Raw genomic sequence first — 26,067 nt, 5'->3', positions numbered from 1 at the left:
GGCGGGCACCGACCTGCCGCTGGGCAGCCCCGTCGCGGGCCGCTCGGACGAGACCGTCGAGGACATGGTCGGGTTCTTCGTCAACACCCTGGTGCTGCGCAACGACACCTCGGGGAACCCGACCTTCCGGGAACTGCTGGACCGGGTGCGCCGGACCGACCTGGACGCCTACTCCAACCAGGACATGCCGTTCGAGCGGCTGGTGGACGCCATCAAGCCGGAGCGGGACCCGTCCCGCCACCCGCTGTTCCAGATCGCCTTCGGTCTGCAGAACGACGCGACGCCCGTCCTGTCCCTGCCCGAGGTGGAGAGCCGCGAGGAGTTCGTGGGCATGAAGGTCGCCCGCTTCGACCTCATGTTCGGCTTCACGGAGACGCAGGACGCCGACGGCCTCCCGGCCGGCATGAACGGCTCCGTGGAGTTCGCCACCGACCTGTACGACGCCTCGACCGTCGAGGTCTTCGTACAGCGCCTGGTCCGGCTGCTGGCGAGCGCAGTCGAGGACCCGGACCGCCGTCTGGACGCCCTCGCGATCATGGACGAGGAGGAGCGCGGCCGCGTGGTCGTCGAGTGGAACGACACCGCGCGCCCCGCCCCGACCGGCACCCTGGTCAGCCGCTTCGAGGAGCAGGCCTCCCGGACCCCGGAGGCCACCGCGCTGGTGGGCGCCGACGGCACGCTGGACTACGCCACGCTCAACGCGCGGGCCAACCGGCTCGCCCGGCTGCTCGTCGAGCACGGGGTCGGCCCGGAGAGCCTGGTGGCGATCGCGCTGCCCGCTTCCACCGAGCAGGTCCTCGCGGTCCTCGCGGTGCTCAAGTCCGGCGCCGGCTACCTGCCGCTCGACCCGCGCCACCCCGCGGAGCGGATCGGCTACGTACTCGGCGACGCGGACCCCGCCCTCGTGCTCTGCACCGCTCAGGGGGCCGCCCAGCTGCCCGCGGACGACACCCGGCCCCGCCTGTGGCTGGACGCCGCGGACACGGCGGCGGCGCTGGACGGGAAGCCGGACCACGACCTGTCCGACCGGGAGCGGACGGCGGGACTGCGCCAGGACAACATCGCCTACGTCATCTACACGTCCGGCTCCACCGGACGGCCCAAGGGCGTCCTGGTCAACCACGCCTCCGTCCTGCAGTACCTGGACTGGGCGGCGGACGTCTACCCCGCGCTCGGCGGCGGAACGGCGCTGCTCCACTCGCCGATCTCCTTCGACCTCACGGTCACCGCGCTGTTCGGACCGCTGATCTCCGGCGGGCGCCTGCACGTGGCGCCCATGGAGGAGGACCGGCGCACGGTCGAGGCGCTGGCGGCCGACCCGCTGTCCTTCGTCAAGGCGACGCCCACCCACCTGCGGCTGCTCGACGCACTGCCACCGGAGTTCTCCCCCACCGGGGACCTGGTGACCGGCGGCGAGGCACTGACCGGTGCCGCCCTGGCGGGCTGGCGCGCTCGGAACCCGCGGGCCGCCGTGTACAACGAGTACGGTCCTACCGAGACCACCGTCGGCTGCAGCGTCCACCGCATCGCGCCCGGCGAGGACCTCGATCCCGGCGTGGTCGTCCTCGGGCCGCCCGCGTGGAACACCCGCATGTACGTGCTGGACGCCCACCTGCAGCCCGTTCCGGTGGGCGTGCCGGGCGAGCTGTACATCGCCGGCGGGCTGCTGGCCCGCGGCTACCTCAACCAGGGCGGCTTGACGGCGGGGCGCTTCGTCGCCGACCCGTTCGGGGCGCCGGGCGAGCGGATGTACCGCACCGGCGACCTGGTCCGCTGGCTCCCCGACGGCAACCAGGAGTTCGTCGGCCGGGTCGACGACCAGGTCAAGGTCCGCGGCTACCGCATCGAGACGGGCGAGATCGAGGAAACGCTGCGCCGCCACCCCGGAGTGGACGAGGCCGTGGTGGTGGTCCGCACCGATCGCGCCGACGATCCGCAGCTGGTGGCCTACGTGGTGCCCGGCACGGACGCGTCCCCGGCGGAGACCGGCAGTGCGGACGAGCAGGTCGACCAGTGGCAGCAGGTGTACGAGCTGATGTACGGCGCGGAGCGGCCGGAGGAGTTCGGCGAGGACTTCAGCGGCTGGACCAGCAGCTACAGCGGCGACGACATCCCGCTGGACGAGATGCGCGAGTGGCGGGACGCCACCGTCGCCCGGATCCTCGGGCTTCGGCCGCGGCGGGTCCTGGAGATCGGCGTCGGCAGCGGCCTGCTGCTGGCGAAGGTGGCTCCGCAGGTCGAGGCCTACTGGGGCATCGACTTCTCCACCGAGGCCATCGGGGTCCTGCGCAGGCAGGTCGCGGCGCAGCCCGGTCTGGCCGAGCGGGTGCAGCTGAGGGTGGCCGCCGCGCACGAACTGGAGGGCCTGCCCGATCAGTTCTTCGACACCGTGGTCATCAACTCGGTCGCGCAGTACTTCCCCAACGCCGCGTACCTGACGGAGCTGCTCGACTCGCTGTCGCAACTGCTGGTGCCGGGTGGCGCCGTCTTCCTCGGCGACCAGCGCAACCTCCGGACGCAGCGGGGCTTCCAGACCGCGATCCGGCTGCACCAGCGGACGGAGCAGCAGAACGAGGCGGCGCTGTCCCGCGCGGTCGAGCAGGCGATCATGATGGAGAAGGAACTCCTGGTCGACCCGGAGTACTTCGCGGCGGCGGCCCGGCAGATCCCGGCGTTCGAGGCCGTGGACGTCCAGGTCAAGCGCGGCCGGGGCGCCAACGAGCTGACCCGCCACCGCTTCGACGTGGTCCTCCGGACGGCCCCGGCCGGGGCCCGTGACGTCGGCGGCGCGGCGGTCCTGCGCTACGGCGTGGACGTCATGGACCTGGCGGAGGTGGAACAGCGGCTGGCCTCGCTCGCCGGCGAGCCGCTCCGGATCACCGGCATCCCGGACGCCCGGGTGGCCGGCGAGCTGGCGGCGGCGGAAGCGCTCGCCGACGGGCGCCCGGTCGCCGAGGTGGCGGCCCTGCTCGAACTCTCCGCCGGGATCGACCCGGAGGAGCTGCACGAGCTGGCCGACCGGTGCGGGCTGGGCGTGCGGGTCACGTACGCACCGGGTGCCGCGGGACGGCTCGACGCGGTGTTCGGTGTCGATGACGGGACGCTCGCCGGGATCTACCTGGCGAGCACGCAGCTGGAGCCTGCGGCACACGTCAACAACCCCCTCGGCTCGCGCCAACTCGGTGCTCTGGTCACCGAACTGCGGGCCTTCGCGGAGGAGCGGCTGCCCGAGTACATGGTGCCGGCGGCGTTCGTTCCGCTGGACGTCCTGCCCATGACGGCCAACGGCAAGCTGGACCGTCGCGCGCTGCCGGCGCCGACCTTCTCCAGCGCGGCGAGCGGACGGGCGCCGCGCACCGAGCTGGAGGCGCGGGTATGCGCCGTCATGGCCGAGGTCCTGGCCCTGCCCACGGTCGGAGTCGACGACGACTTCTTCGACCTCGGCGGCGACAGCATCATCTCGATCCAGCTCGTCAGCCGGCTGCGGGCCGCGGGCGTCGTCGTGTCCGCACGCGACGTGTTCCGGCACAAGACGGCGGCGGCGATGGCGGCCCTGGCCGCGGTCGAGGACGCCGAACCGGCAGCCGACGAAGCACCGGCCGAGCCACCAGCCCCCGATGACGCGGCGATCGACCTGTCGCTGGTGTCACTGTCCGATGACGAATTGAAGATGTTCGAAGCAAACTGGAAGGTGTCGGAATGAGCACGTCAGCAGTTGAAGCAATCCTGCCGCTGACTCCCTTGCAGGAGGGGCTGCTCTTCCACAGCCTCTACGACGACCGCGGCGTCGACCTCTACACCTCGCAGATGAGCGTCGACCTCGAGGGCGACCTGGACGTCGAGGCGTTCCGGGCGGCTGCGGCCACCGTGCTGCGCCGCCACCCCAATCTCCGGACGGCCTTCCAGCACCAGAACTCGGCCAGGCCGGTCCAGGTGGTGCTCCGTGAGGTGCCGGTCCCGTGGACGGAGCACGACCTCTCCGGACTGGACGAGGCCGAGCGCGCCGCCGAGACGCAGCGGATCACCGAGGAGGACCGGGTCCGCCGATTCGACCTCGGGCGCCCCCCGCTGCTGCGCTTCGCCCTGATCCGCCTGGGCGACCGGCGCTGCCGCCTGCTCTTCACCCACCACCACATCCTGCTGGACGGCTGGTCCATCCCGCTGCTGCTGAGCGAACTGTTCACGCTGTACGCCCGGGGCGGCACCGACGACAGCGGACTGGCCCCCGTGGCCCCGTTCCGCAACTTCCTCGCCTGGCTCGCCAAGCGGGACAAGCCGGCAGCCGAGCTGGCCTGGAGCCAGGCGCTCGAGGACCTCACCGAAGGGACCATCGTCCGGCCGGTGAGGGCCGGCCGCGCCCTGATGGTGCCCGAGCGGGCGGTGATCGACCTGAGTCGCTCGCTGACCACGGCACTGACGAACCTGGCACGCCGTCACTCCATCACCCTGAACACCGTGGTCCAGGGGGTCTGGGCACTGCTGCTGGGCCAGCTGACCGGCCGCAGCGACGTGGTCTTCGGGGCCACGGTCTCCGGCCGACCGCCGGAGCTGCCCGGTGTCGAGAACATGATCGGCCTCTTCCTCAACACCCTCCCGGTGAGGGTCCGGATCGATCCGGGCGAGCCGCTCATCGGCCTGCTGACCCGGCTGCAGGCCGAGCAGTCGGAGCTGCTGCCGCACCAGCACCTGGGGCTCGCCGCCATCCAGCAGCTGGTCGGCGGGGCGGAGCTGTTCGACACGGTGACCGTGTTCGAGAGCTTCCCGGTCGACCACAACGCCGAGAGCCTGCCCGGCACCGGACTGAAGGTGCTCGAGTCCGACGGCACGGACTACAGCCACTTCCCGATCACGTTGATCGCACTGCCCGGCGAGCGGCTCCATCTGCGGGTCAGCTACCAGCCCGACCTCTTCTCCGCCGAGGAGACCGCCGCGCTGCTGGACCGGGCCCGGCTGCTGCTGGAAGCCCTGGTCACCGAGCCGCAGCAGCTCGTCGGACGACTCGACCTGCTGGCCCCCGCCGAACGGCACCGGGTCCTCGTGCAGAACAACGAGACCGACCGGCCGGTCGAACCGGCCACGCTCGCCGAGCTGTTCGAGGCCCAGGCCGCGAGCACGCCGGACGCCGTGGCGGTCGAGTTCGAGTCGGCCTCGCTGACCTACGCGGAGCTGGACGCGCGGGCGAACCGGTTGGCGCGGCTGCTGACGGCCCGGGGAATCGGCCCGGAGCAGGTCGTCGCGCTGGCCCTGCCGCGGTCGATCGAGTTCCCACTCTCGGTGCTCGCGGTCGCCAAGGCCGGAGCCGCCCACCTCCCGGTTGACCTGGCGTACCCCAAGGAACGCATCTCCCTGCTGATCGAGGACTCCGCCCCCGCGGCGGTGATCACCACGACCGCTGCCGCACCACTGCTGCCCGAGGCAGCGGACGCCGAGCACCTGCTGATCGACTCCTCCGACGTCCAGGACGCACTGGCGGCAGCTCCGGACGGCCCGCTGACCGACGCCGAGCGCACCGCGCAACCGCACCTGCTCAACCCCGCGTACGTCATCTACACCTCCGGTTCCACCGGGCGCCCGAAGGGCGTCGTCATCAACCACATGGGCCTGGCCAACGGTGCGGCCCTGCAACGCCGTTCCTTTCCCGTGGGTCCCGGCGACCGCGTGCTGCTCTTCGCTTCGCACGGCTTCGACGCCGCCTACTGGGCCCTGTCGATGGCGCTGTTCACCGGTGCCACGCTGGTCGTCGCGCCCGAGGAGCGGCTCACCGTCGGGCCGGTCCTGGCCGAGCTGATCGCCGAGAGCCGGATCACCCACGTGCTCCTGCCGCCGTCGCCGCTGGCGGCGATGCCGCAGGGCAGCCTGGACTCGCTGCGCGTGCTCCTGGCGGGCGCCGAGGCGCTCCCGGCCGAGACGGTCGCCGGCATCGCGCCCCACGTCCGGATGTTCAACGAGTACGGTCCGACCGAGGTGACCGTCCTGGCGACCCAGCACGGGCCGCTCACCGCGGACGGCAAGGCCCCGCCGATCGGTCGGCCGATCGACAACTACCGCGTGTACGTGCTCGACCAGGCGCTGCGGCCGGTACCGGTGGGCGCCGTCGGCGAGATGTACGCCGCCGGCCCCGGACTGGCCCGCGGCTACCTGGGCCGTGCCACCCTGACCTCGGAGCGGTTCGTCGCCAACCCCTTCGGACCGCCCGGAAGCCGGATGTACCGCACCGGCGACCTGGGCCGGTGGACCGACTCCGGTGAACTCGTCTTCGCCGGCCGTGCCGACGACCAGGTCAAGATCCGCGGCTTCCGGATCGAGCTCGGCGAGGTCGAGTCCGCGGTCCGCTCCCACCCCACGGTGCAGCACGCCACGGTCATCGTGCGCGAGGACAGCCCCGGCGATCGCCGGCTGGTGGCCTACGCGGTGGCCGAGGGCGCGGACGCCGAGACGCTGCGCCGGCATCTCGCGGACCGGCTCCCCCAGCACATGGTGCCCAACGCCTTCGTCCTCCTCGACGAGATGCCGCTGACCAGGAACGGCAAGGTGAACCGGGCCGCGCTGCCCGAGCCGGTGGTCGTGCGCGGGCCGCGCAAGGCGCCCTCGACGCCGAATCAGGAGATCCTCTGCGGCCTGTTCGCCGACGTCCTCGGTGAACCCGAGGTCGGCATCGACGACGACTTCTTCCTTCTCGGTGGGCACTCGCTGCTCGCGATCCGGCTGGTCGGCCGGATCCGCACCGCCTTCGGCGTCGACGTGCCGATCCGGGTCGTCTTCGACTCCCCCTCCCCCGAAGCGCTGGTCGCCGAGATCGAGGCGCTGCTCCCCGACACCACCCCGGCGGCCGAGACCCGGCCGGTGGAGCTCTCCCACGCGCAGCGCCGGCTCTGGTTCATCAACCGCTTCGCGCACCGGACCCCGACGCACAACGTCCCGTTCTCCGTTCGGCTCACCGGCGACCTCGACCACGAGGCGCTCACCGGCGCGGTGCACGATGTGCTCGCCCGCCACGACGAGCTGCGGACGATCTTCCCGGAGCTCAACGGCGAGCCGACCGGGGCCGTGCTGCCGCCGGAGGGCGTCCGCCCGGCGTTGAGGGTCGCCGACTTCGACGAGGCCGCCGTGAGCTCGGAGGCCGCCGAGGGGTTCGACCTGACCGTTCGGGTTCCGGTGCGCTTCACCCTGTTCCGGGTCAGCCCCACGGAGGCCGTGCTGGTGACGGTCCTCCACCGGATCGCGGGCGACGACTGGGCCGGCGGCCGCCTGCTGGCCGATCTGGCGGCCGCCTACCGGTCGAGGGTCTCCGGGGAGCCGGTGAGCTGGGACGACACGGCCGCGTTCGCGGTGGACGACGAGGCCGTCGAATGGTGGACGGAGCAGCTCGCGGAGCTGCCGGAGGAGCTCGTCCTGGCCTCCGACCGTCCGCGGGACGGCAAGGGCTCCCAGCACCTTCTCAGCGTGCCGATCCAGCTGCCGACCGCCCGGTGGCAGGGCGTCACCGTGCTCGCCGACCAGGCCGGAGTGGACCTGGAGACGGTCCTGCGCGGTGCGTTCGCCGTCGTGCTGAGCGGACTCGGCGCAGGCCAGGACCTGCCGATCGCCACCTTGTCCCAGCTGCGCCGGGACGGCGCCGGCGCGTTCGCGGCGAACCCCGCGGTGCTGCGGGTCGACGTGTCCGCCGACCCGTCCGTGGCCGAAATGCTCGCCCGGGCGGGCGAGGCTGCCGCCGCGGCGAAGCTGCGGCCGGTGCCCTTCGAGCGGCTGCTGAGCCGGCTCGAACCCGACCTCGAGGCGGCCCGTCATCCGCTGGCGCAGGTCGCCCTCACCGTACGGAGCCGGCGCGAGCTCGCCCTGGAGCTGCCCGGCCTGGTCGTGCGCGCCGACGACGCCGCCCTGGGCCTGGAGAAGTTCGACCTCTCCGTCGTCGTGGACGAGCGGCCTGCCGGCGAGGAGCTCACCGGACGGCTGTACTACCGCGCCACCATGTTCGACGCCGAGACGGTGTCCCGGCTCTGGGAACGGATGGCCTCCGTGCTCGGGCAGATGGCCGAGGCCCCCGGCCTGCGGCTCTCCCAGCTGCGGCTGGTCACCGGAGCGGAGCGCGAGCAGCTGCTGGCCGGCTGGAACGACACCTCGGTCGAGGTGCCGGCGCTGGCGGCGACCGTGCAGGCGCGCTTCGCCGAGCAGGTCGAGCGCGAGCCGGACGGGATCGCGCTGGTCTGGCAGGACGGGCAGTTCACCTACCGGGAGCTCGACCGCGCGGCGAACCGGCTCGCGCACCTGCTGCGTGCCTCCGGCGTGGGCTCCGGCTCCCGGGTGACGGTGCTGCAGCGCCGCTCCCCCGAGCTCGTCGTCTCGCTGCTCGGCGTACTCAAGGCAGGTGCGGCGTACGTACCGCTCGACGCCCGCGCGCCGCTGGCGCGGCACGAGAGCATCCTGGCCGAGACCGCGGCTTCGGTGCTCCTGGTCGACTCCGCGTCGGCCACCACCGCGCCGCTCGGCGCCCGGACGATCGTCGTCGACCGCGAGCCGCGTCTGGCGGAGCAGCCCGACACCGACCCGGCCGTCCCGGGCCACCCGGAGCAGTTGGCGTACATCATGTACACCTCCGGTTCCACCGGGCAGGCCAAGGGCGTCGCCATCACCCACCGCGACCTGATCGCCTTCGCGCTCGACCGGTGCTTCTCCGGTGACGCGCACGACACGGTGCTCATGCACGCCCCGCACGCCTTCGACGCCTCGAACTACGAGCTGTGGATGCCACTGCTCAACGGCCGTCGCATCGTCCTCGCACCGCCCCAGGAGCTGGACGTGGCGACCCTCGGCCGCCTGGTGGCCGAGCACGGAGTGACCGCACTGCACCTGACCGCCGGTCTGTTCCGGCTCGTGGTCGACGAGGACCTGGACTGCCTGGCCCCGGTGCGCGAACTGCTCGCCGGTGGCGACGTGGTGCCCGCGGCCTCGGTCCGCCGCGTACTGGAGCGCTTCCCCGCGATGGTCGTCCGGGACACCTACGGCCCGACCGAGACCACGACCTTCGCCACGTCGCACCGGATGGACGCGGCGAACCCGCCCGCCGACACCGTGCCGATCGGTCTCCCGCTGGACAACATGCGCGCCTATGTCCTGGACGGCTCGCTGCGCCCGGTCCCGGTCGGGGTCGTCGGCGACCTCTACCTCGCCGGCGAGGGCCTCGCGACCGGCTACTGGACCAAGCCCGCGCTCACCTCGGCGTCGTTCGTGGCCGACCCGTTCGGGCCGGCCGGCAGCCGGATGTACCGCGTGGGCGACCTCGTGCGCCGGACGCCCGACGGCAGCCTGCTGTTCGCCGGCCGCGCCGACGACCAGGTCAAGATCCGCGGCTTCCGGATCGAGCTCGGCGAGGTGGAGTCGGCGCTGGCACGCGTGCCCGAGGTCGCCCAGGCCACCGTCGTGGCGCGCCGCGACGACGCCGGCCAGCCCCGGCTCGTCGCCTACCTCGTCCCCGCCGAAGGGGCGGCCCTCGACGAGTCCGCCGTCCGCGCGCGGCTCGACGCCGAACTGCCCGAGTACATGGTCCCGTCCGCCTTCGTGCGGCTGGAGCGGCTCCCCCTCACGCCCAACGGCAAGGTCGACCGCAAGGCCCTGCCCGCACCCGCGGCCGCGGTGACCGGCCGGGCCGCCCGCAACCCGCGCGAGGAGCAGCTGCTCGGCCTCTTCGCCGCCCTGCTCGGCCGGCCGGACATGGGCATCGACGACAACTTCTTCGAGCTCGGCGGCGACTCGCTGCTCGCCACCCGCCTGGTCAGCCGGATCCGCGCCGCCTTCGGTGTGGAGGTGCCCATCTGGCTGGTCTTCGACGCCCCGACGGTCGCCTCCCTCGGCGAGCAGCTGGACGGTGCCCGTACCGGCCGGACCGCGCTGCGTGCCATGGAGCGCCCGGAGCGCATCCCGCTGTCGTTCGCGCAGCGACGGCTCTGGTTCATCAACCGATTCGACGGCCAGAGCGCCACGTACAACATGCCGATCTCGCTCCGGCTCACCGGACCGCTGAACCGCACCGCACTGGCCGAGGCACTGGGCGACCTCGTCGCCCGGCACGAGGCCCTGCGGACGGTCTTCCCCGAGGCCGACGGCGTGCCGTACCAGCGGATCCTGTCCGTCGACGAGGCGCACCCGTCACTGGACGTGGTGGAGACACGGCCCGAGGACCTGGACGCCCAGCTGGAGGCCGCGGTCCGGGTCGGCATCGACCTCACCACCGAGCTGCCGCTGCGCGTCCACCTGTACGCGCTCGGGGCGGAGGACCACGTCCTGCTCTTCGTGCTGCACCACATCGCCGGCGACGGCTGGTCGATGCGGCCGCTGGCGACCAACCTCGCGCAGGCCTACGAGGCCCGCTGCAAGGGACGGGCCCCGGAGTTCGCACCGCTGCCGGTGCAGAACGCGGACTACGCGCTGTGGCAGCTGGAGGTCATCGGCGACGAGGACGACCCGGACAGCATCTACTCCCAGCAGCTGAGGTACTGGCAGGAGAACCTCGCCGATCTGCCCGAGGAGCTGGCCCTCCCGGTCGACCGGCCGCGTCCGGCGGTGTCGAGCTACCGGGGCATGCCGGTGTACTTCCGGGTCGACCCGGACGTCCACGAGCGGCTGCTGGCGCTGGCCCAGGAGACGGGTGCGAGCCTGTACATGGTGCTGCAGGCGGCACTGGCCACGATGCTGCACCGGGTCGGGGCGGGCACCGACATCCCGATCGGCAGCGTGATCGCCAACCGCACCGACGAGGCACTCGACGAGATGGTCGGCTTCCTCACCAACATGCTGGTGCTGCGCACCGACACCTCGGGGCGGCCGACGTTCCGTGAGCTCGTGCACCGCGTGCGGGAGACCGACCTCACCGCCTACGACAACCAGGACGTCCCGTTCGAGCGGCTGGTCGAGGCGGTCAACCCGACGCGCTCGCTCGCCCGCCACCCGCTCTTCCAGGTCCTGCTCAACCTGCAGAACCTGCAGGACTACACGACCGAGATGCACGGCCTGGAGCTCAGCTCGTACGTCGTGGACCTCGGCGCCGCCCGGTTCGACCTGGGCTTCGGCTTCTCCGAGGAGTTCGATGCGCAGGGCCGGCCGGCCGGTCTGCAGGGCGACATCCAGTGCAGCACGGACCTCTTCGACCGGGACACGGCGGAGGGCTTCGCCGAGTACCTGGGCCGGGTGCTCCGATCCGCCGCCGGCGATCCGGACCAGCCGATCGACACCATCGACATGCTGCCCGCCGACCAGCGGCACCGGCTCCTGGCGGAGTACAACGACACCGCCGCCGAGGTGGCGGCCGCGCCGCTGCCGGAGCTGTTCAGCGCCCAGGCGGAGAGGACCCCGGACGCCCCCGCGGTGGTCCGCGGCAAGGAGAAGCTGACCTACGCCGAACTCGACGCCGCCGCCAACCGGCTCGCCCGCCTGCTGATCGCGGGCGGCACCGGGCCCGGCTCCCTGGTGGCGATCGCACTGCCCAGGACGCCGCTGCTGGTCACGGCCCTGCTCGCGGTGCTCAAGGCCGGTGCCGCGTACCTTCCCATCGATCCCACCAATCCCGCCGACCGCATCGCCTACGTGCTCGGCGACGCGGCCCCGACGGTGGTCCTGAGCGACGAGGCCACCTCGGCGGCCCTGCCGTCCGGCGCCGCGCCCGTCATCCGACTGGACCGGCCCGGGACCGCGCTGGAGCTGGCGGCCCACCCGAGCGGCCCCGTCACGGACACCGAGCGGCTCCGGCCGCTGTCGCCGCGCGACGCGGCGTACGTGATCTACACCTCGGGCTCGACCGGGCGGCCCAAGGGCGTCGTGATCGAGCACCGCTCGGTCAGCGACTACCTGGCACACACCACCCGCGAGTACGACGCAGCCCGCGGAGTGGCGCTGGTGCACTCGCCGGTGTCCTTCGACCTGACCGTCACCGGCCTGTACACCCCCCTGCTGGTCGGCGGCTGCGTCAACCTCGCCTCGCTCACCGAGCCCGAGCCGGGCGAGGCCGCCGGGCTGGCCGAGGCTCCGGCGACCTTCCTCAAGGCGACCCCGAGCCACCTGCCCCTGCTCAACGCCTTTCCGGCCGGCTACTCGCCCTCCGGCGAGCTGCTGCTCGGTGGTGAGGCGCTGCTCGGCGCGGTGCTGCGGGAGTGGCGCGAACTGCACCCCGACGTGACGGTGCGCAACGTGTACGGTCCGACCGAGGCGACGGTGAACTGCGCCGAGTACCGGATCGCCCCCGGCGAGCCGGTGCCCGACGGCCCGGTGCCGATCGGCCGCCCGCAGGCGAACGCCCAGCTGTACGTGCTGGACGCGGGGCTCCAGCCGGTGCCCGAGGGCGTGCCCGGCGACCTCTACCTCGCCGGCGAGGGGCTGGCGCGCGGTTACCTGAACCAGCCGGCGCTGACCGCGGAACGCTTCGTGCCCAACCCCTTCGGGGCACCCGGAAGCCGGATGTACCGCAGCGGCGACGTCGCCAAGTGGAACCGCTCCGGCGAGCTGGTGTACGTCGGCCGCAGCGACGACCAGGTCAAGCTGCGCGGATTCCGGATCGAACTGGGTGAGGTCGAGGTCGCGCTGGCCTCCCACCCGGCGGTCCGCGCCGCCACGGTGATCGTCCGTGAGGACCAGCCCGGCGACCAGCGCCTGGTGGGCTACGTCGTGCCGGCGGCCGAGGCGCCGACGGCCGCGGAGCTGTCCGCGCACCTGTCCGGCCGGCTGCCCGAGTACATGGTTCCGCAGCTGTTCGTGACCATCGACCGGATCCCGCTGACCGCGCACGGGAAGATCGACCGGAAGGCACTTCCGGCTCCCGTCCACCGCCCGGACTCCCAGGCCCCCGCCGCCGCGCGCTCGCCGCAGGAGGAGATCCTCTGCCACCTGTTCGCGGACATGCTCGGGGTCCCGGACGTCGGGGTGCACGACAACTTCTTCGAACTGGGCGGGCACTCCCTGCTCGCCACCCGGCTGATCAGCCGGATCCGCACCGCGTTCGGGTTGGAGCTGCCGATCCGCGCCGTCTTCGAGGCGCCGACCGTGGCCAGGCTGGCCGCCCAGCTCGGCACGGCCGGGGCGGGCCGTCGGGCGCTGGCTCCGATGCCGCGTCCGGACGAGCTCCCGCTGTCCTTCGCCCAGCGGCGACTGTGGTTCCTCAACCGCTTCGACCAGCAGGCCGGTTCGGCGTACAACCTGCCGATCGTGCTGCGATTCACCGGCACCCTCGACCGGGAGGCGCTCTCCGCGGCCCTGCAGGACCTGCTGGAGCGTCACGAGGTCTTCCGCACCGTGTTCGCCGAGTGGAACGGCGTGCCCGTCCAGCGGGTGCGGGCCACCGACGAGGCCGTGCTGCGCCTGGACGTCACCCGGACCACCGAGGAGCAGCTGGCCGACGCGGTCGCCGCCGAGATCAGCCGCGGCTTCGACCTCGCCGAGGAGATCCCGCTCCGGGCCCGGCTGTTCGCCGTCACCAAGGACGTGCACGTCCTCACGGTCACCATGCACCACATCGCCGCCGACGGTTGGTCGCTGGCGCCCCTGCTGGCCGACCTCGCCACCGCTTACCGGGCCCGGAGCGCGGGTCAGGAGGCCGACTGGCAGCCGCTGCCCGTGCAGTACGCCGACTACGCGCTCTGGCAGCGCGAGGTGCTCGGGGACGAGGCCGACGAGGACAGCCAGATCTCCCAGCAGCTGCGCTACTGGGAGCAGGCCCTCGCCGGGCTTCCCGAGGAGCTCGGCCTGCCGACCGACCGACCCCGGCCGGCCGTGGCGAGCTACCGGGGTGCGCGGATCACGATCGAGATTCCCGCCGACGTCCACCGGCGGGTGAACGAACTGGCCCGCACCCGGCAGGCGAGCCTCTACATGGTGCTCCAGGCGGGCCTGGCCGCCCTGTTGTCCCGGCTGGGCGGCGGCGAGGACATTCCCATCGGCAGCCTGATCGCCGGCCGCACCGACGAGGCGCTCGACGATCTGGTCGGCTTCTTCGTCAACACGCTGGTGCTGCGCACCGACGTCTCCGGCGACCCGACCTTCACCGAACTGCTCGACCGGGTCCGTGCCACCGGCCTGAGCGCGTACGCCCACCAGGACCTGCCGTTCGAGCGGCTCGTGGAGGCGCTCAACCCCAGCCGGTCAATGGCTCGCCACCCGCTGTTCCAGGTGGCCCTCAACCTGCAGAACGCCGCCCAGGCCGACTGGGCCATGGGCCTGCCCGGTCTGGAGGTGGAGCCGGAGGCCTTCGACCTGGAGACGGAGAAGTTCGACCTCTCGTTCACCTTCGCCGAGCACCGCACCGAGGACGGTGCGGCGGCCGGCATCATCGGAACGGCGAGCTACGCCATCGACCTGTTCGACCGTGACCGCGTGGAGGCACTGGGCGCCCGGCTGGTCCGGCTGCTCACCGCCGCGGTGGAGCGGCCGGACCTCCCGATCGGCGAGCTGGAACTGCTGGACGCCGCGGAGCTCGCGGCCGTCCGCACCGCCGGGACCGGCCCGCGTCGGACGTCGCCGGCCGAGGACGTCGACGTCCTGCTCGGCCGTCGCGCGGCGGACGTGCCGGACGCCCTGGCCGTCCGCGCCGGCGACGTGTCACTGACCTTCCGGGAGCTGGATGAACAGGTCACCCGGCTCGCCCGGCACCTGGTCGCGCTCGGTGCGGCTCCCGGCGAGCTGGTCGCCGTCGCCCTGCCGCGCGGTGCCGAACTGCTGGTGACCCTGCTGGCGGTGCTCCGGTCGGGCGCGGCCTACCTGCCGCTCGACCCCGGCCTCCCGGCGGAGCGGCTCCAGTACACCGTCGCCGACGCCCGGCCGACGCTGACGGTGACCTCCACCACCGTGCAGGAACCGCCGGTGGGCGGCGCCGTCGTCCTGCTGGACGACGAGCGGACCCGGGCGGTCCTGGCGGAGCTGTCGGGCCGGGACTGGACGGACGGTGAGCGCCGGACCCCGGTGCACGCCGAGCACCCCGCCTACGTCATCTACACGTCCGGCTCCACGGGGCGGCCCAAGGGTGTCGTGGTCCCGCGCCGCGGGCTGGCCAACTTCCTGCACGACATGGCCGGCCGGTTCCCGCTGACCCCCGAGGACCGGTGGCTGGCGGTGACCACGGTGTCCTTCGACATCGCCGCCCTGGAGCTCTACCTCCCGCTCGCGGCCGGCGCGGCGGTGGTCCTCGCCGACCGGGAGACCGTGCGCGAGCCCTCGGCCCTGCTCGGACTGGCGGCCGAGTCGGGAGTCACGGTCCTGCAGGCGACCCCGTCGCTGTGGCAGGCGCTGGCCGACCACGACGCCACGGCCCTGCGCAGTCTGCGCAAGCTGGTCGGCGGCGAGGCGCTGCCACCGGAGCTGGCCGACCGGTTGGCCGCCGAGGGCGGTCGGGTGACCAATCTCTACGGGCCCACCGAGACCACGATCTGGTCGACGGCCGCAGAGCTCGAGACGGGTGCTCCGCACATCGGCGGCCCGATCACCGACACCGACGTCCACATCCTGGACGGACGGCTCCGCCCGGTCCCACCGGGCGTGCCCGGTGAGCTGTACATCGCCGGGGCGGGCGTGGCCCAGGGCTACCTGGGGCGTCCGGGCCTGACGGCGGAGCGGTTCGTCGCCAGCCCGTTCGCCGGTGGCGCCCGGATGTACCGGACCGGCGACCTGGCCCGCTGGGGCCGGGGGGCGAGGCTGGAGTACCTGGGCCGGGTCGACCACCAGGTCAAGCTGCGTGGTTTCCGGATCGAGCCGGGCGAGATCGAGGCCGTGCTGGCGCGTCACCAGGACGTCGCCCGCGCCGTGGTGGTGCTGCGCGAGGACCGGCCCGGGGACCAGCGGCTGGTGGCGTACGTGGTGCCGGCGGTCGGCCGGCCGGTGGACGCCGCCGCGCTGCGCCGGTGGGCCGCAGCGGACCTGCCGGACTACATGGTCCCGTCGGTCGTCGTCGGTCTGGACGCGCTGCCGATGACGCCCAACGGCAAGCTGGACCGCCGGGCGCTGCCCGTACCGGCCGACAGCGCCGCCGGTGAGGTCGTCGCACCGCGCTCGCCGCGCGAGGAGATCATGGCCGGCCTGTTCGCCGAGGCGCTCGGGCTGGCGGTGGTCTCCGTCGAGGACGGATTCTTCGACCTCGGCGGCCACTCACTGATGGCCACCCGCCTCGTGAGCCGGATCCGGACCGTGTTCGGGGTGGAACTCGCGATCCGCACGCTGTTCGAGAACCCGACCGTCGCAGGACTGGTCGAGCACCTGGACTCGGCCGACCGGGCCCGCCCGGCCCTTCGGCCGCAGCCGCGCCCGGACGCCGTGCCGCTGTCCTTCGCCCAGCGCCGGATGTGGTTCCTGCACCGGTTGGAGGGCCCGAGCGCGACCTACAACATGCCGTTCGTCGTCCGGCTCTCCGGTCACCTCGACCTGGAGGCGCTGAAGGCGGCGCTCCAGGACGTCGTCGCCCGGCACGAGAGCCTGCGCACGGTCTTCCCGGAGATCGACGGCCTGCCCCGGCAGGTGGTGCTCGGAACGGACGAGGCGCGGATCGAGCTGACCTGCCGCCAGGTTGCTGAGGACGGGTTGGAGGAGGCGACCGCGGCCGCCGTGCGCACGGCGTTCGACCTGACCGCTGAGCCGCCGGTCGCGGCGACCCTGCTCACGCTGTCCCCGACCGAGCACGTCTTCGTCCTGGTCGTGCACCACATCGCGGGCGACGGCTGGTCGCTCGGCCCCCTGGCCGCCGACGTCTCGCAGGCGTACACCGCCCGGCACGCCGGCCGGGCGCCGCAGTGGGAGCCGCTGCCGGTGCAGTACGCCGACTACACGCTGTGGCAGCGGCAGCTGCTCGGCGACGAGTCCGACCCCGACAGCCTGTTCTCCGGGCAGGTCGCCTACTGGAAGGAGTCCCTCGCCGACCTGCCGGACCTGCTGAACCTGCCGACCGACCGGCCGCGTCCGTCGGTGGCCAGCTACCGAGGGGGGCGTCTGCCGATCGAGCTGGGCGCCGAGCTGCACGCCGCGGTGCGGTCGCTGGCGAAGCGGGAGGGCGCGAGCACCTTCATGGTGCTCCAGGCCGCGGTCGCGGCGCTGCTCGGCAAGCTCGGCGGCGGCCACGACATCCCGCTCGGCAGCCCCATCGCGGGCCGCACCGACGAGGCGCTCGACCACCTGGTCGGCTTCTTCGTCAACACCCTGGTGCTGCGCAACGACCTGAGCGGGAACCCGTCGTTCGCCGAACTGATCGGCAGGGCCCGGGAGACCGCGCTGGCGGCGTACGCCCACCAGGACGTCCCGTTCGACCACCTGGTGGAGGTGCTCCGACCGGACCGCTCCGCCGGGCACCAGCCGCTGTTCCAGGTGATGCTGGCGCTGCAGAACGCCACGGCCGCCGCCGACGTCGAACTGCCCGGCCTGACCCTCAGCTCGGAGGACGGCTTCACCGGGGCTTCCCGCTTCGATCTGTTCCTCAGCTTCTCCGAGCAGTTCGAGGGGGCCGGCGGGACGCCCGCGGGCATCAACGGGTTCATCGAGTACAGCGCCGACCTGTTCGACCCCGCGACGGTCACCGCCCTGGTGGTGCGGTTGGAGCGGCTCCTGACCGCCGTGTCGGCGGACCCCGCGGTGCCGATCGGCTCGATCGACATCCTCGGGGACGACGAGCGGCAGACCGTCCTGCGACAGTGGAACGACACCGCGACGGACCGCCTGCCGACCGGCGTGACCACCCGGTTCGCCGCCCAGGTCGCCCGCACGCCGGACGCGGTCGCGGTGTCGAGCGACGAGCGGGAGCTGACCTACCGCGAGCTGGACGACGAGTCCGACCGGCTGGCGCGCCGCCTGGTGGCGGCCGGCGTCCGGGCCGAGGACCGGGTCGCGCTGTTCCAGGAGCGCTCCGCGGCACTGGTGGTGTCGATCCTGGCGGTGCTCAAGGCCGGTGCGGCCTACGTGCCGATCGACCCGCGCTACCCGGCCTCCCGCCGCAGCCACATCATGAGCGACAGCCGGGTCTCCGTACTGCTGACGGACACCACCTCTCCGGCGCTGGAGTGCGAGCACGACGCCGCGGTCCTGGTGGTGGACGCCGGGACGGACCCGGAGGTCCTGGACGTCCGGCTGCCCGCGGTGGTGCACCCCGAGCAGTTGGCGTACGTGATGTACACCTCCGGCTCGACGGGTGTGCCGAAGGGCGTGGGGATCACCCACGCCGACGTGACCGCACTCGCCTCGGACCGGGCCTTCCGTCCGCAGGCCCACCGCCGGGTGCTGCTCCACTCCCCGCAGGCGTTCGACGCGTCCACCTACGAGCTGTGGGTGCCGCTGCTGAACGGCGGCCGGGCCGTGGTGGCCCCCCGGGGCGACCTCGACCTGGCGACCCTCGCCCGGGTCATCGAGGAGAACCGGATCACCGGTCTGTGGATGACCGCGGGTCTGTTCCGGCTCGCCGCCGAGGAGTCCCCGGAGTGCTTCGCGGGCGTGGCCGAGGTGTGGACCGGCGGCGACGTGGTACCGGCCGAAGCCGTGCGACGGGTCATGGCGGCCTGCCCGCAGATCGTGGTGGTCGACGGCTACGGCCCGACCGAGACGACCACGTTCGCCACCACCTTCCGGGTGGAGGACGCCCGGAGGGTCCCCGCCCAGATCCCGATCGGGCGGCCGCTGGACGACATGCGGGTCTACGTCCTGGACGAGGCACTGCGGCCCGTCCCCGCCGGGGTCGCCGGCGAACTGTACATCGCCGGTGCGGGTCTGGCCCGCGGCTACCAGGGCCGGCCGGGCCTGACCGCCGAACGGTTCGTGGCGGACCCGCACGGCCCGGCGGGCAGCCGGATGTACCGGGTCGGCGACCTGGTGCGCTGGAACGCCGACGGCGCGGTCGAGTTCATCGGCCGGGCCGACGACCAGGTCAAGATCCGCGGCTTCCGGATAGAGCTCGGCGAGATCGAGGCGGCTCTGGCCGCCCACCCGGACGTCGCCCAGGCGGCCGTCCTGGTGCGCGAGGACCGTCCGGGCGACCGTCAACTGGTGGCCTACGTCGTGCCGGGCACGGAGCCGGGCACGGCCGGGACGGCCGCGGACAACGGCACCGCCGGCGAGCAGATCGAGCAGTGGCAGGAGCTCTACGCCGAGTTGTACGGCGCGGAGCGGCCGGAGGAGTTCGGCGAGGACTTCAGCGGCTGGGCGAGTAGCTACACCGGCGAGGACATCCCGCTGGAGGAGATGCGCGAGTGGCGGGACGCCACCGTGGAGCGCATCCGCTCGCTGCGGCCGCGCCGGGTGCTGGAGATCGGCGTCGGCAGCGGTCTGCTGCTGGCGAAGCTCGCCGGCGACTGCGAGGCGTACTGGGGCATCGACTTCTCCGCGGAGGCGATCGCCGTGCTGCGGCGACAGGTCGAGGCCCAGCCCGAGATGGCCGGCAAGGTCCGGCTCGAGATCGGCGCCGCGCACGAACTGGACGCCCTGCCGCGGGAGTTCTTCGACACCGTGGTCATCAACTCGGTGGCGCAGTACTTCCCCAGCGCCGCCTACCTGACCGATGTGCTCGCGTCGCTGTCGCGTCTGCTGGTGCCGGGCGGCGCCGTCTTCCTGGGCGACCAGCGCAACCTGCGGACCCAGCGGAGCTTCCAGACGGCGGTCGGACTGCTGCAGTGGAACGGCCGGCAGACACCTGCCGAGCTCTCCCGTTCGATCGAACAGACGATCATGATGGAGAAGGAACTCCTCGTCGACCCGGAGTACTTCGCGGCGCTGCCCGGGCTCATCCCGGCGTTCGAGGCCGTGGACGTCCGGGTCAAGCGGGGCCGCAGCGACACCGAGCTGACCCGCCACCGCTTCGACGTGGTCCTGCGGACGGCTCCCGCCGGGAGTCGCTCGCTCGCCGACCTGCCGCGGCTGCGGTACGGCGTGGAGGTCCTGAACCTGGAGGACTTGGAGCGCCGGATCGCGGCCGGTGACGGCCTGCCGGTCCGGGTGACCGGTGTCCCGGACGCACGGCTGGCCGGCGAGCAGGCGGCCCTCCTGGCCCTGGCCGACGGACGGCCGGTCGACGAGGCGCTGGCCGCGCTGACCGGCCCCGAGGAGCGCGGCGTCCATCCCGAGGCGCTGCACGAACTGGCCGCGCGGTGCGGGCAGCCGGTCGTCGTCACGTACGCCCAGGGTGCACCCGGGCGGCTGGACGCGGTGTTCGGCGTCGGCGAGGAGGCCGTCTCGGAGTCGTACCTGCCGGGCACCCGGCAGGACGCCGCGGCGCACGTCAACAACCCGCTGGGCTCCCGGCGGCTCGGCGAACTGGTCAGTTCCGTCCGATCGTTCGCCGAGCAGCGGCTGCCCGAGTACATGGTGCCGAACGCGTTCGTCGCGTTGGACGCCCTGCCGACCACGGTGAACGGCAAGCTGGACCGTCGCGCGCTGCCCGCGCCCGACTTCTCCAGCGCGTCCACTGGTCGGGCACCGCGCACGGAGTTGGAGGCGCGGGTCTGCGCGATCATGGCCGACGTCCTCGCCCTGCCGTCGGTGGGCATCGACGACAACTTCTTCGACCTGGGCGGCGACAGCATCATGTCGATCCAGTTCGTCAGTCGCGCGAGGCGGGCCGGGCTGCTGATCGGCACGCGCGACGTGTTCCAGTACAAGACCGTCGCCGAACTGGCAGCGGTGGTCCGGCCGGCCGACGGCCCGGCATCCGCCGCGACCGACGAGCCGGAGACCGGCGACGTCCCGCTGCTGCCGATCGTGCACTGGCTGCGGGAGAACGGCGGCCCGGTCGAGGGCTTCAACCAGTCCCGGATCGTCCCGGCACCGGCGGGAGCCACCCTGCCCCTGCTGGAGCAGGCGCTGCAGGCACTGATCGACCGGCACGGCGCCCTGCGGATGCGGTTGGACCGCACCGGCGGGCAGTGGCGGCTGAACGTGCCCGAGACCGGGGCGGTCCGTGCGGGCGACGTGCTGCTCCGCGTGGACGCGGCCGGTCTGGACGACGAGGCGCTCGAAGCCGTGATCGTCGAGCACCGCGACGCGGCGATGGCCAGGCTGGCCCCGGACGACGGCATCATGCTGCAGGCCGTGTGGTTCGACGCCGGTCAGGGCCGGAGCGGCCGTCTCCTGCTGATGGTGCACCACCTCTCGGTCGACGGCGTCTCGTGGCGGGTCCTCCTGCCCGACCTGTTCGAGGCCTACGAGGCGGCCGAGCAGGGCAGGCCCATCGCGCTCGACCCGGTCGGCACCTCACTGCGCGGCTGGGCGACCCGGTTGCACGAGCTCGCGGCCGAACGCCGGAGCGAGCTCGAGCTCTGGGAGGAGATGGTGCGGGAACCGGAGCCGCTGCTCGGCCTCCGGCCGCTCGACCCCTCCCGCGACACCGTCGACGCGACGCGCTTCGTGCATGTCCGGTTGCCCGCCGACCTCAGCACCTCGCTGCTGGCGGACGTGCCGCGGGCCATCCACGCCGGTGTCGACGACGTCCTGCTCACGGGCCTGACGCTGGCGCTCGCCCAGTGGCGTGCCAAGTGGCGTGGCACGCACCGCGAGGACGTGCTCCTCGCGGTGGAGAGCCACGGCCGGCACGACGTCCTCGAGGGCGTCGACCTGACCCGGACCGTCGGCTGGCTGACCGCCATGTACCCGGTGCGGATCGACCTCGCCGGGGTGGACACCACCCAGGCCCTGGCCGGCGGACCGGCCACCGCCCGCGCCGCCAAGGAGGTCAAGGAGCAGCTGCGGCGGATCCCGGACCACGGTCTGGGCTACGGCCTGCTGCGCTATCTGGACCCCGAGGCGTCCGAGCGGCTGGCCGGCGGCGCCGAGCCCCAACTGGCCTTCAACTACTTCGGCCGCTTCACGGCACCGGAGGGCGAGCCGGCACCGGTCGCGTCCGAGCCGGCCTTCGAGACCGGCCGGTACGACGGCGGCGCGGACGGCCGACGACCGTTCGCCCACGCGCTGGAGGTCAACGCGCGGACGGACGACTTCGCCGCCGGTTCCTCGCTGAGCTGCATGTGGACCTGGCCGGACGGGCTCTTCACCGACGAGGAGGTCCTGGAGCTCTGCGAGGGCTGGGTCGCGGCACTGCGCGTGCTGGCCGACCAGCTGCGGCGCCCCGGCAACGCCGGGCGCACGCCGTCCGACCTGCCGCTGGTCGACCTGTCCCAGCGGCAGATCGAGCGGTTGGAGGCGGACCTGCCGGGCCTGTCGGACGTGCTGCCGCTGACTCCGCTGCAGGAGGGGCTGCTCTTCCACGCCCGGTACGACGAAGGCGACACCGACCCGTACACCGTCCAGTTCCTCTGGGCACTGGACGGCCAGGTCGACCGGGACGCCTTGCGGGCGGCGGCGACCGCCCTGCTGCGCCGCCACCCGAACCTCCGGGTGGCCTTCCGGCAGGACGACCTCGCCCGTCCGGTGCAGGTGGTCGTGGAGGACCCGGCACTGCCCTGGTACGAGCACGACCTGCGGGCGCTGGAGGGCGAGGCCCGCGACCGCGAGGTGGCCCGGATCATCGAGGAGGACCGCACCCGCCGCTTCGACCCGGCCCGTCCGCCACTGATCCGCTTCACGCTGATCCGGGTGGCCGAGGACACCTACCGCTTCCTGCTCACCAACCACCACATCCTGCTCGACGGATGGTCCATGCCGGTGGTCCTGGGCGAGCTGGGCGAGCTGTACACCACCGGCGGTGACGACCGGACGCTTCCGGTGCCGGCCGACTACCGCGGCTACCTGACCTGGCTCGCCGGGCAGGACCGCGCGGCGGCCGAGAACGCCTGGCGCACCGCGCTGGCCGGGCTGCAGGAGCCCCTCCTGCTCGCACCGTCGGCGGGGCAGCGGGCGGCGGTCACGCCGCACCGCCAGGTCGTCGAGGTCGACCAGCAGCTCAGCGCGACGCTCGCCGCACTGGCCCGCAGGCACGGATTGACCCTGGCCACACTGGTCCAGGGCGCCTGGGCCACGATGCTGAGCCGGCTGACCGGGCGGGACGACGTGGTGTTCGGCGCCACCGTGTCCGGCCGGCCGCCGGAGATCGCCGGTATCGAGACGATGGTCGGGCTCTTCATCAACACCCTGCCCGTCCGCGTGCGCCTGGAGCCGGCCGAGCCGGTGATCGCCCTGCTCGAGCGGATCCAGCGCCAGCAGTCCGAGCTGACGGAGCACTCGTACCTGCGGTTGTCCGACGTCCAGCGGCTCGCCGGATTCGGTGAACTCTTCGACACCGCGACGGTGTTCGAGAACTACCCGGCACCGCCCCAGGGCCTGCACGACGAGCCCGGCGACGTGGGTGTCAGCGACGACCGGACGAGCGACGCCACGCACTACCCGCTGGCGCTGTGCGCCTCGATGCGCGGCCCGTCCCTGCGGCTGCGGGTGGACCACCGGCCCGACGTCTTCGACGAGGAGAGCGTGACCGGGCTGATCGACCAGCTCGTCGGCTGGCTGCGCGCTCTGGCCGAGGACCCGGACCAGCCGGTCGGCCTGATCGACCTGCTGGGCGCCGACCAGTTCGACCGGGTCGTCCGGCAGTTCAACGCCACCGAGCGGCCGGTACCGCCGCAGCGGTGGTCCGAGCTCGTCGCCGAGCGGGCGAGGTCGAACCCGGACCGGGCCGCGGTGGTCCACCAGGACGAGCGGCTCAGCTACGCGGAGCTCGACGAGCGGGCCAACCAGCTCGCCCGGCTGCTGGCCCGCCACGGCGCCGCCGAGCAGTCACTGGTCGGACTGATGCTCGAGCGCACCCCGGACACGGTCGTCGCGGTCCTCGCGGTCGCCCGTGCCCGGGCCGCCTACCTGCCGGTGGACTCGCGCTACCCGGCCGACCGGCGCGCGTTCATCCTGGCCGACGCCCAGCCGTCGCTGGTCGTGACGACCTCCGCCACCGCACAGCTGCTGGCGGAGGTGGGGGCCGACGTACCCACGCTGGTCCTGGACGACCCGGAGGTGCGGGCGCAGTGGGCGGCGCAGCCCACCACGCCCCCGGTGCCGGCCGCCGAGCCGTCCCCGGACGACGCGGCGTACGTCATCTACACCTCGGGCACCACCGGCCGTCCCAAGGGCGTCGTGGTCACCCAGCGGGGCATCGGCAACCTGGCCGCCGCGCAGATCGAGCGGTTCGCGATCGACGCGGAGAGCAGGCTCCTGCAGTTCGCGTCGCCGAGCTTCGACGCCGCGGTGTCGGAGATCGTGACCAGCCTGGTGGCCGGTGCCACCCTGGTGCTCGCCCCGGCGGCCGAGCTGCTGCCCGGCCCGACGCTGACCGCGGTGATGGCCCGGCACGGGGTGACCCACGCCACCATCCCGCCCACGGTACTGGCCGCGATCTCGCCCGACGACCTGCCAGGGCTGCGCACCCTGGTGGTCGCCGGCGAGCCCTGCCCGCAGCACCTGGTCGAGCAGTGGGCGCCGCGACTGCGCATGATCAACGCCTACGGCCCCACCGAGACGACCGTCTGTGCCACCATGAGCGACCCGCTGTCCACGGCGGTCGCGGTCTCGATCGGCCGGCCGATCGCCAACACCTCGGTCTACGTGCTCGACGCACGGCTCCGGCCGGTGCCGACGGGCGTGGCGGGCGAGCTGTACGTGAGCGGTCCCGGTCTGGCACGCGGCTACCTGAACCGCACCGGCCTGACAGCGGAGCGGTTCGTGCCGAATCCGTTCGGCGCGCCGGGCAGCCGGATGTACCGCACCGGTGACCTGGCCAGCTGGACCCGCGACGGCCGGCTCGCCTACGTCGGCCGGGCCGACCAGCAGCTCAAGCTCCGCGGCTTCCGGATCGAGCCGGGCGAGATCGAGTCGGTGCTCCTCGACCACCCGGACGTGGCCCAGGCGGCCGTCGTCCTGCGGGAGACGAGCCAGGGCGGCCGTCGGCTGGTGGCGTACGTGGTACCGCGCGACGGTGCCGGGACCGACTCGATGGTGCTGCGCAAGCACGTCTCGGGGCAGGTGCCCGACTACATGGTGCCGTCCGCGTTCGTGTCGCTCGCGGCGCTGCCGGTCAGCCCGAACGGGAAGCTCGACCGTTCGGCGCTGCCCGCGCCGGACGCCGAGGGCAGCCTGCGCAAGGGGGCGCCCCGGACACCCCGCGAGGAGGTGCTGTGCGGTCTGTTCGCGGAGTCCCTCAAGGTCCGCCGGGTCGGGATCGAGGACAGCTTCTTCGATCTCGGTGGTGACTCGCTGATGGCGGCGGCGCTGGTCAGCCGGGTGAACCTCGCCTTCGGCACCAAGATCAGCATCGCGGCGCTGTTCGACGGTCCGACCGTCGAGAGCCTCGCCGAGCTGCTGGCCACGGGAGCGGAGAGCGATCCGATGGACGTGCTGCTCCCCCTGCGGAGCACCGGTACGGCCGAGCCCATCTTCTGCCTCCCGCCCGCGGGCGGTCTGAGCTGGAGTTACGCGGGTCTGCTGCGCCACATCGACCCGGAGCACCCGGTCTACGCGCTGCAGGCGCGCGGCCTGGCCCGGGACGAGGCACTGCCCGAGTCGCTGGACGCGATGGCGGAGGACTACCTGGAGCAGATCCGGGCGGTCCAGCCGCACGGCCCCTACCACCTGGCGGGCTGGTCACTCGGCGGCATCCTCGGCCACCTGATCGCCACCCGGCTGCAGGAGGCGGGAGAGCGGGTCGCGACACTGGCCGTCCTGGACGCCTACCCGGTGACCAACCAGCACGAGGTGGTCGAGGAGCGGCCGGAGGACGTCCTGCGGCAGCTGCTGGCCTACCTGGGCCACGACCTCACCGAACTGGGCGAGGACCCACTGGACTACGCCCGGGCCCGCAGCCTGTTCGACGACGGTGACAGCGCCATCGCCGGCTTGGAGGAGCGCCACATCGAGGCGCTGGCCCGGGTGGGCACCAACATCGCGCGGATCACCCGGGACTTCGGCCTGGACCGGTTCCGCGGTGACCTGCTGATGTTCGTCGCCGCAGTGGGCAAGGAGGGTTCGGCGAACACGCCGGCCCTGTGGGAGCCGTACGTCGAGGGTCGGGTGATCAGGCACGACCTCGCCTTCACCCACAACGACCTGACGACGGCCGCCGCCTGGGCGGAGATCGGTCCGCTGCTCGCGCAGTCGCTCCGCGACGCCCGCGGGAGCCGGGCCGCCACCGGGCAGTAG

Annotated in this window: 2 protein-coding genes (1 of these 2 only partly in view); both read left to right on the top strand. The window is 73.2% G+C overall.

The window, feature by feature from the left end; all coding sequences use genetic code 11:
- Positions 1-3,703: the 3' portion of an amino acid adenylation domain-containing protein gene (locus ACGF07_RS28280; protein ID WP_392903214.1), read on the top strand. It extends 13,250 nt beyond the left edge of the window; only the last 3,703 of its 16,953 coding nucleotides appear in the window; the start codon falls outside the window, past its left edge; its stop codon occupies positions 3,701-3,703.
- Positions 3,700-26,067 (top strand): non-ribosomal peptide synthase/polyketide synthase, encoded by a 22,368-nt coding sequence (locus tag ACGF07_RS28275; protein WP_392903211.1) that lies wholly within the window; start codon positions 3,700-3,702, stop codon positions 26,065-26,067. The genes ACGF07_RS28280 and ACGF07_RS28275 overlap by 4 nt, the downstream gene beginning before the upstream one ends.

Origin of the sequence: Kitasatospora sp. NPDC048194, from assembly GCF_043202455.1 — a bacterium.
GTDB lineage: Bacteria > Actinomycetota > Actinomycetes > Streptomycetales > Streptomycetaceae > Kitasatospora.
This window is presented reverse-complemented; position numbering and strand designations above follow the sequence as displayed.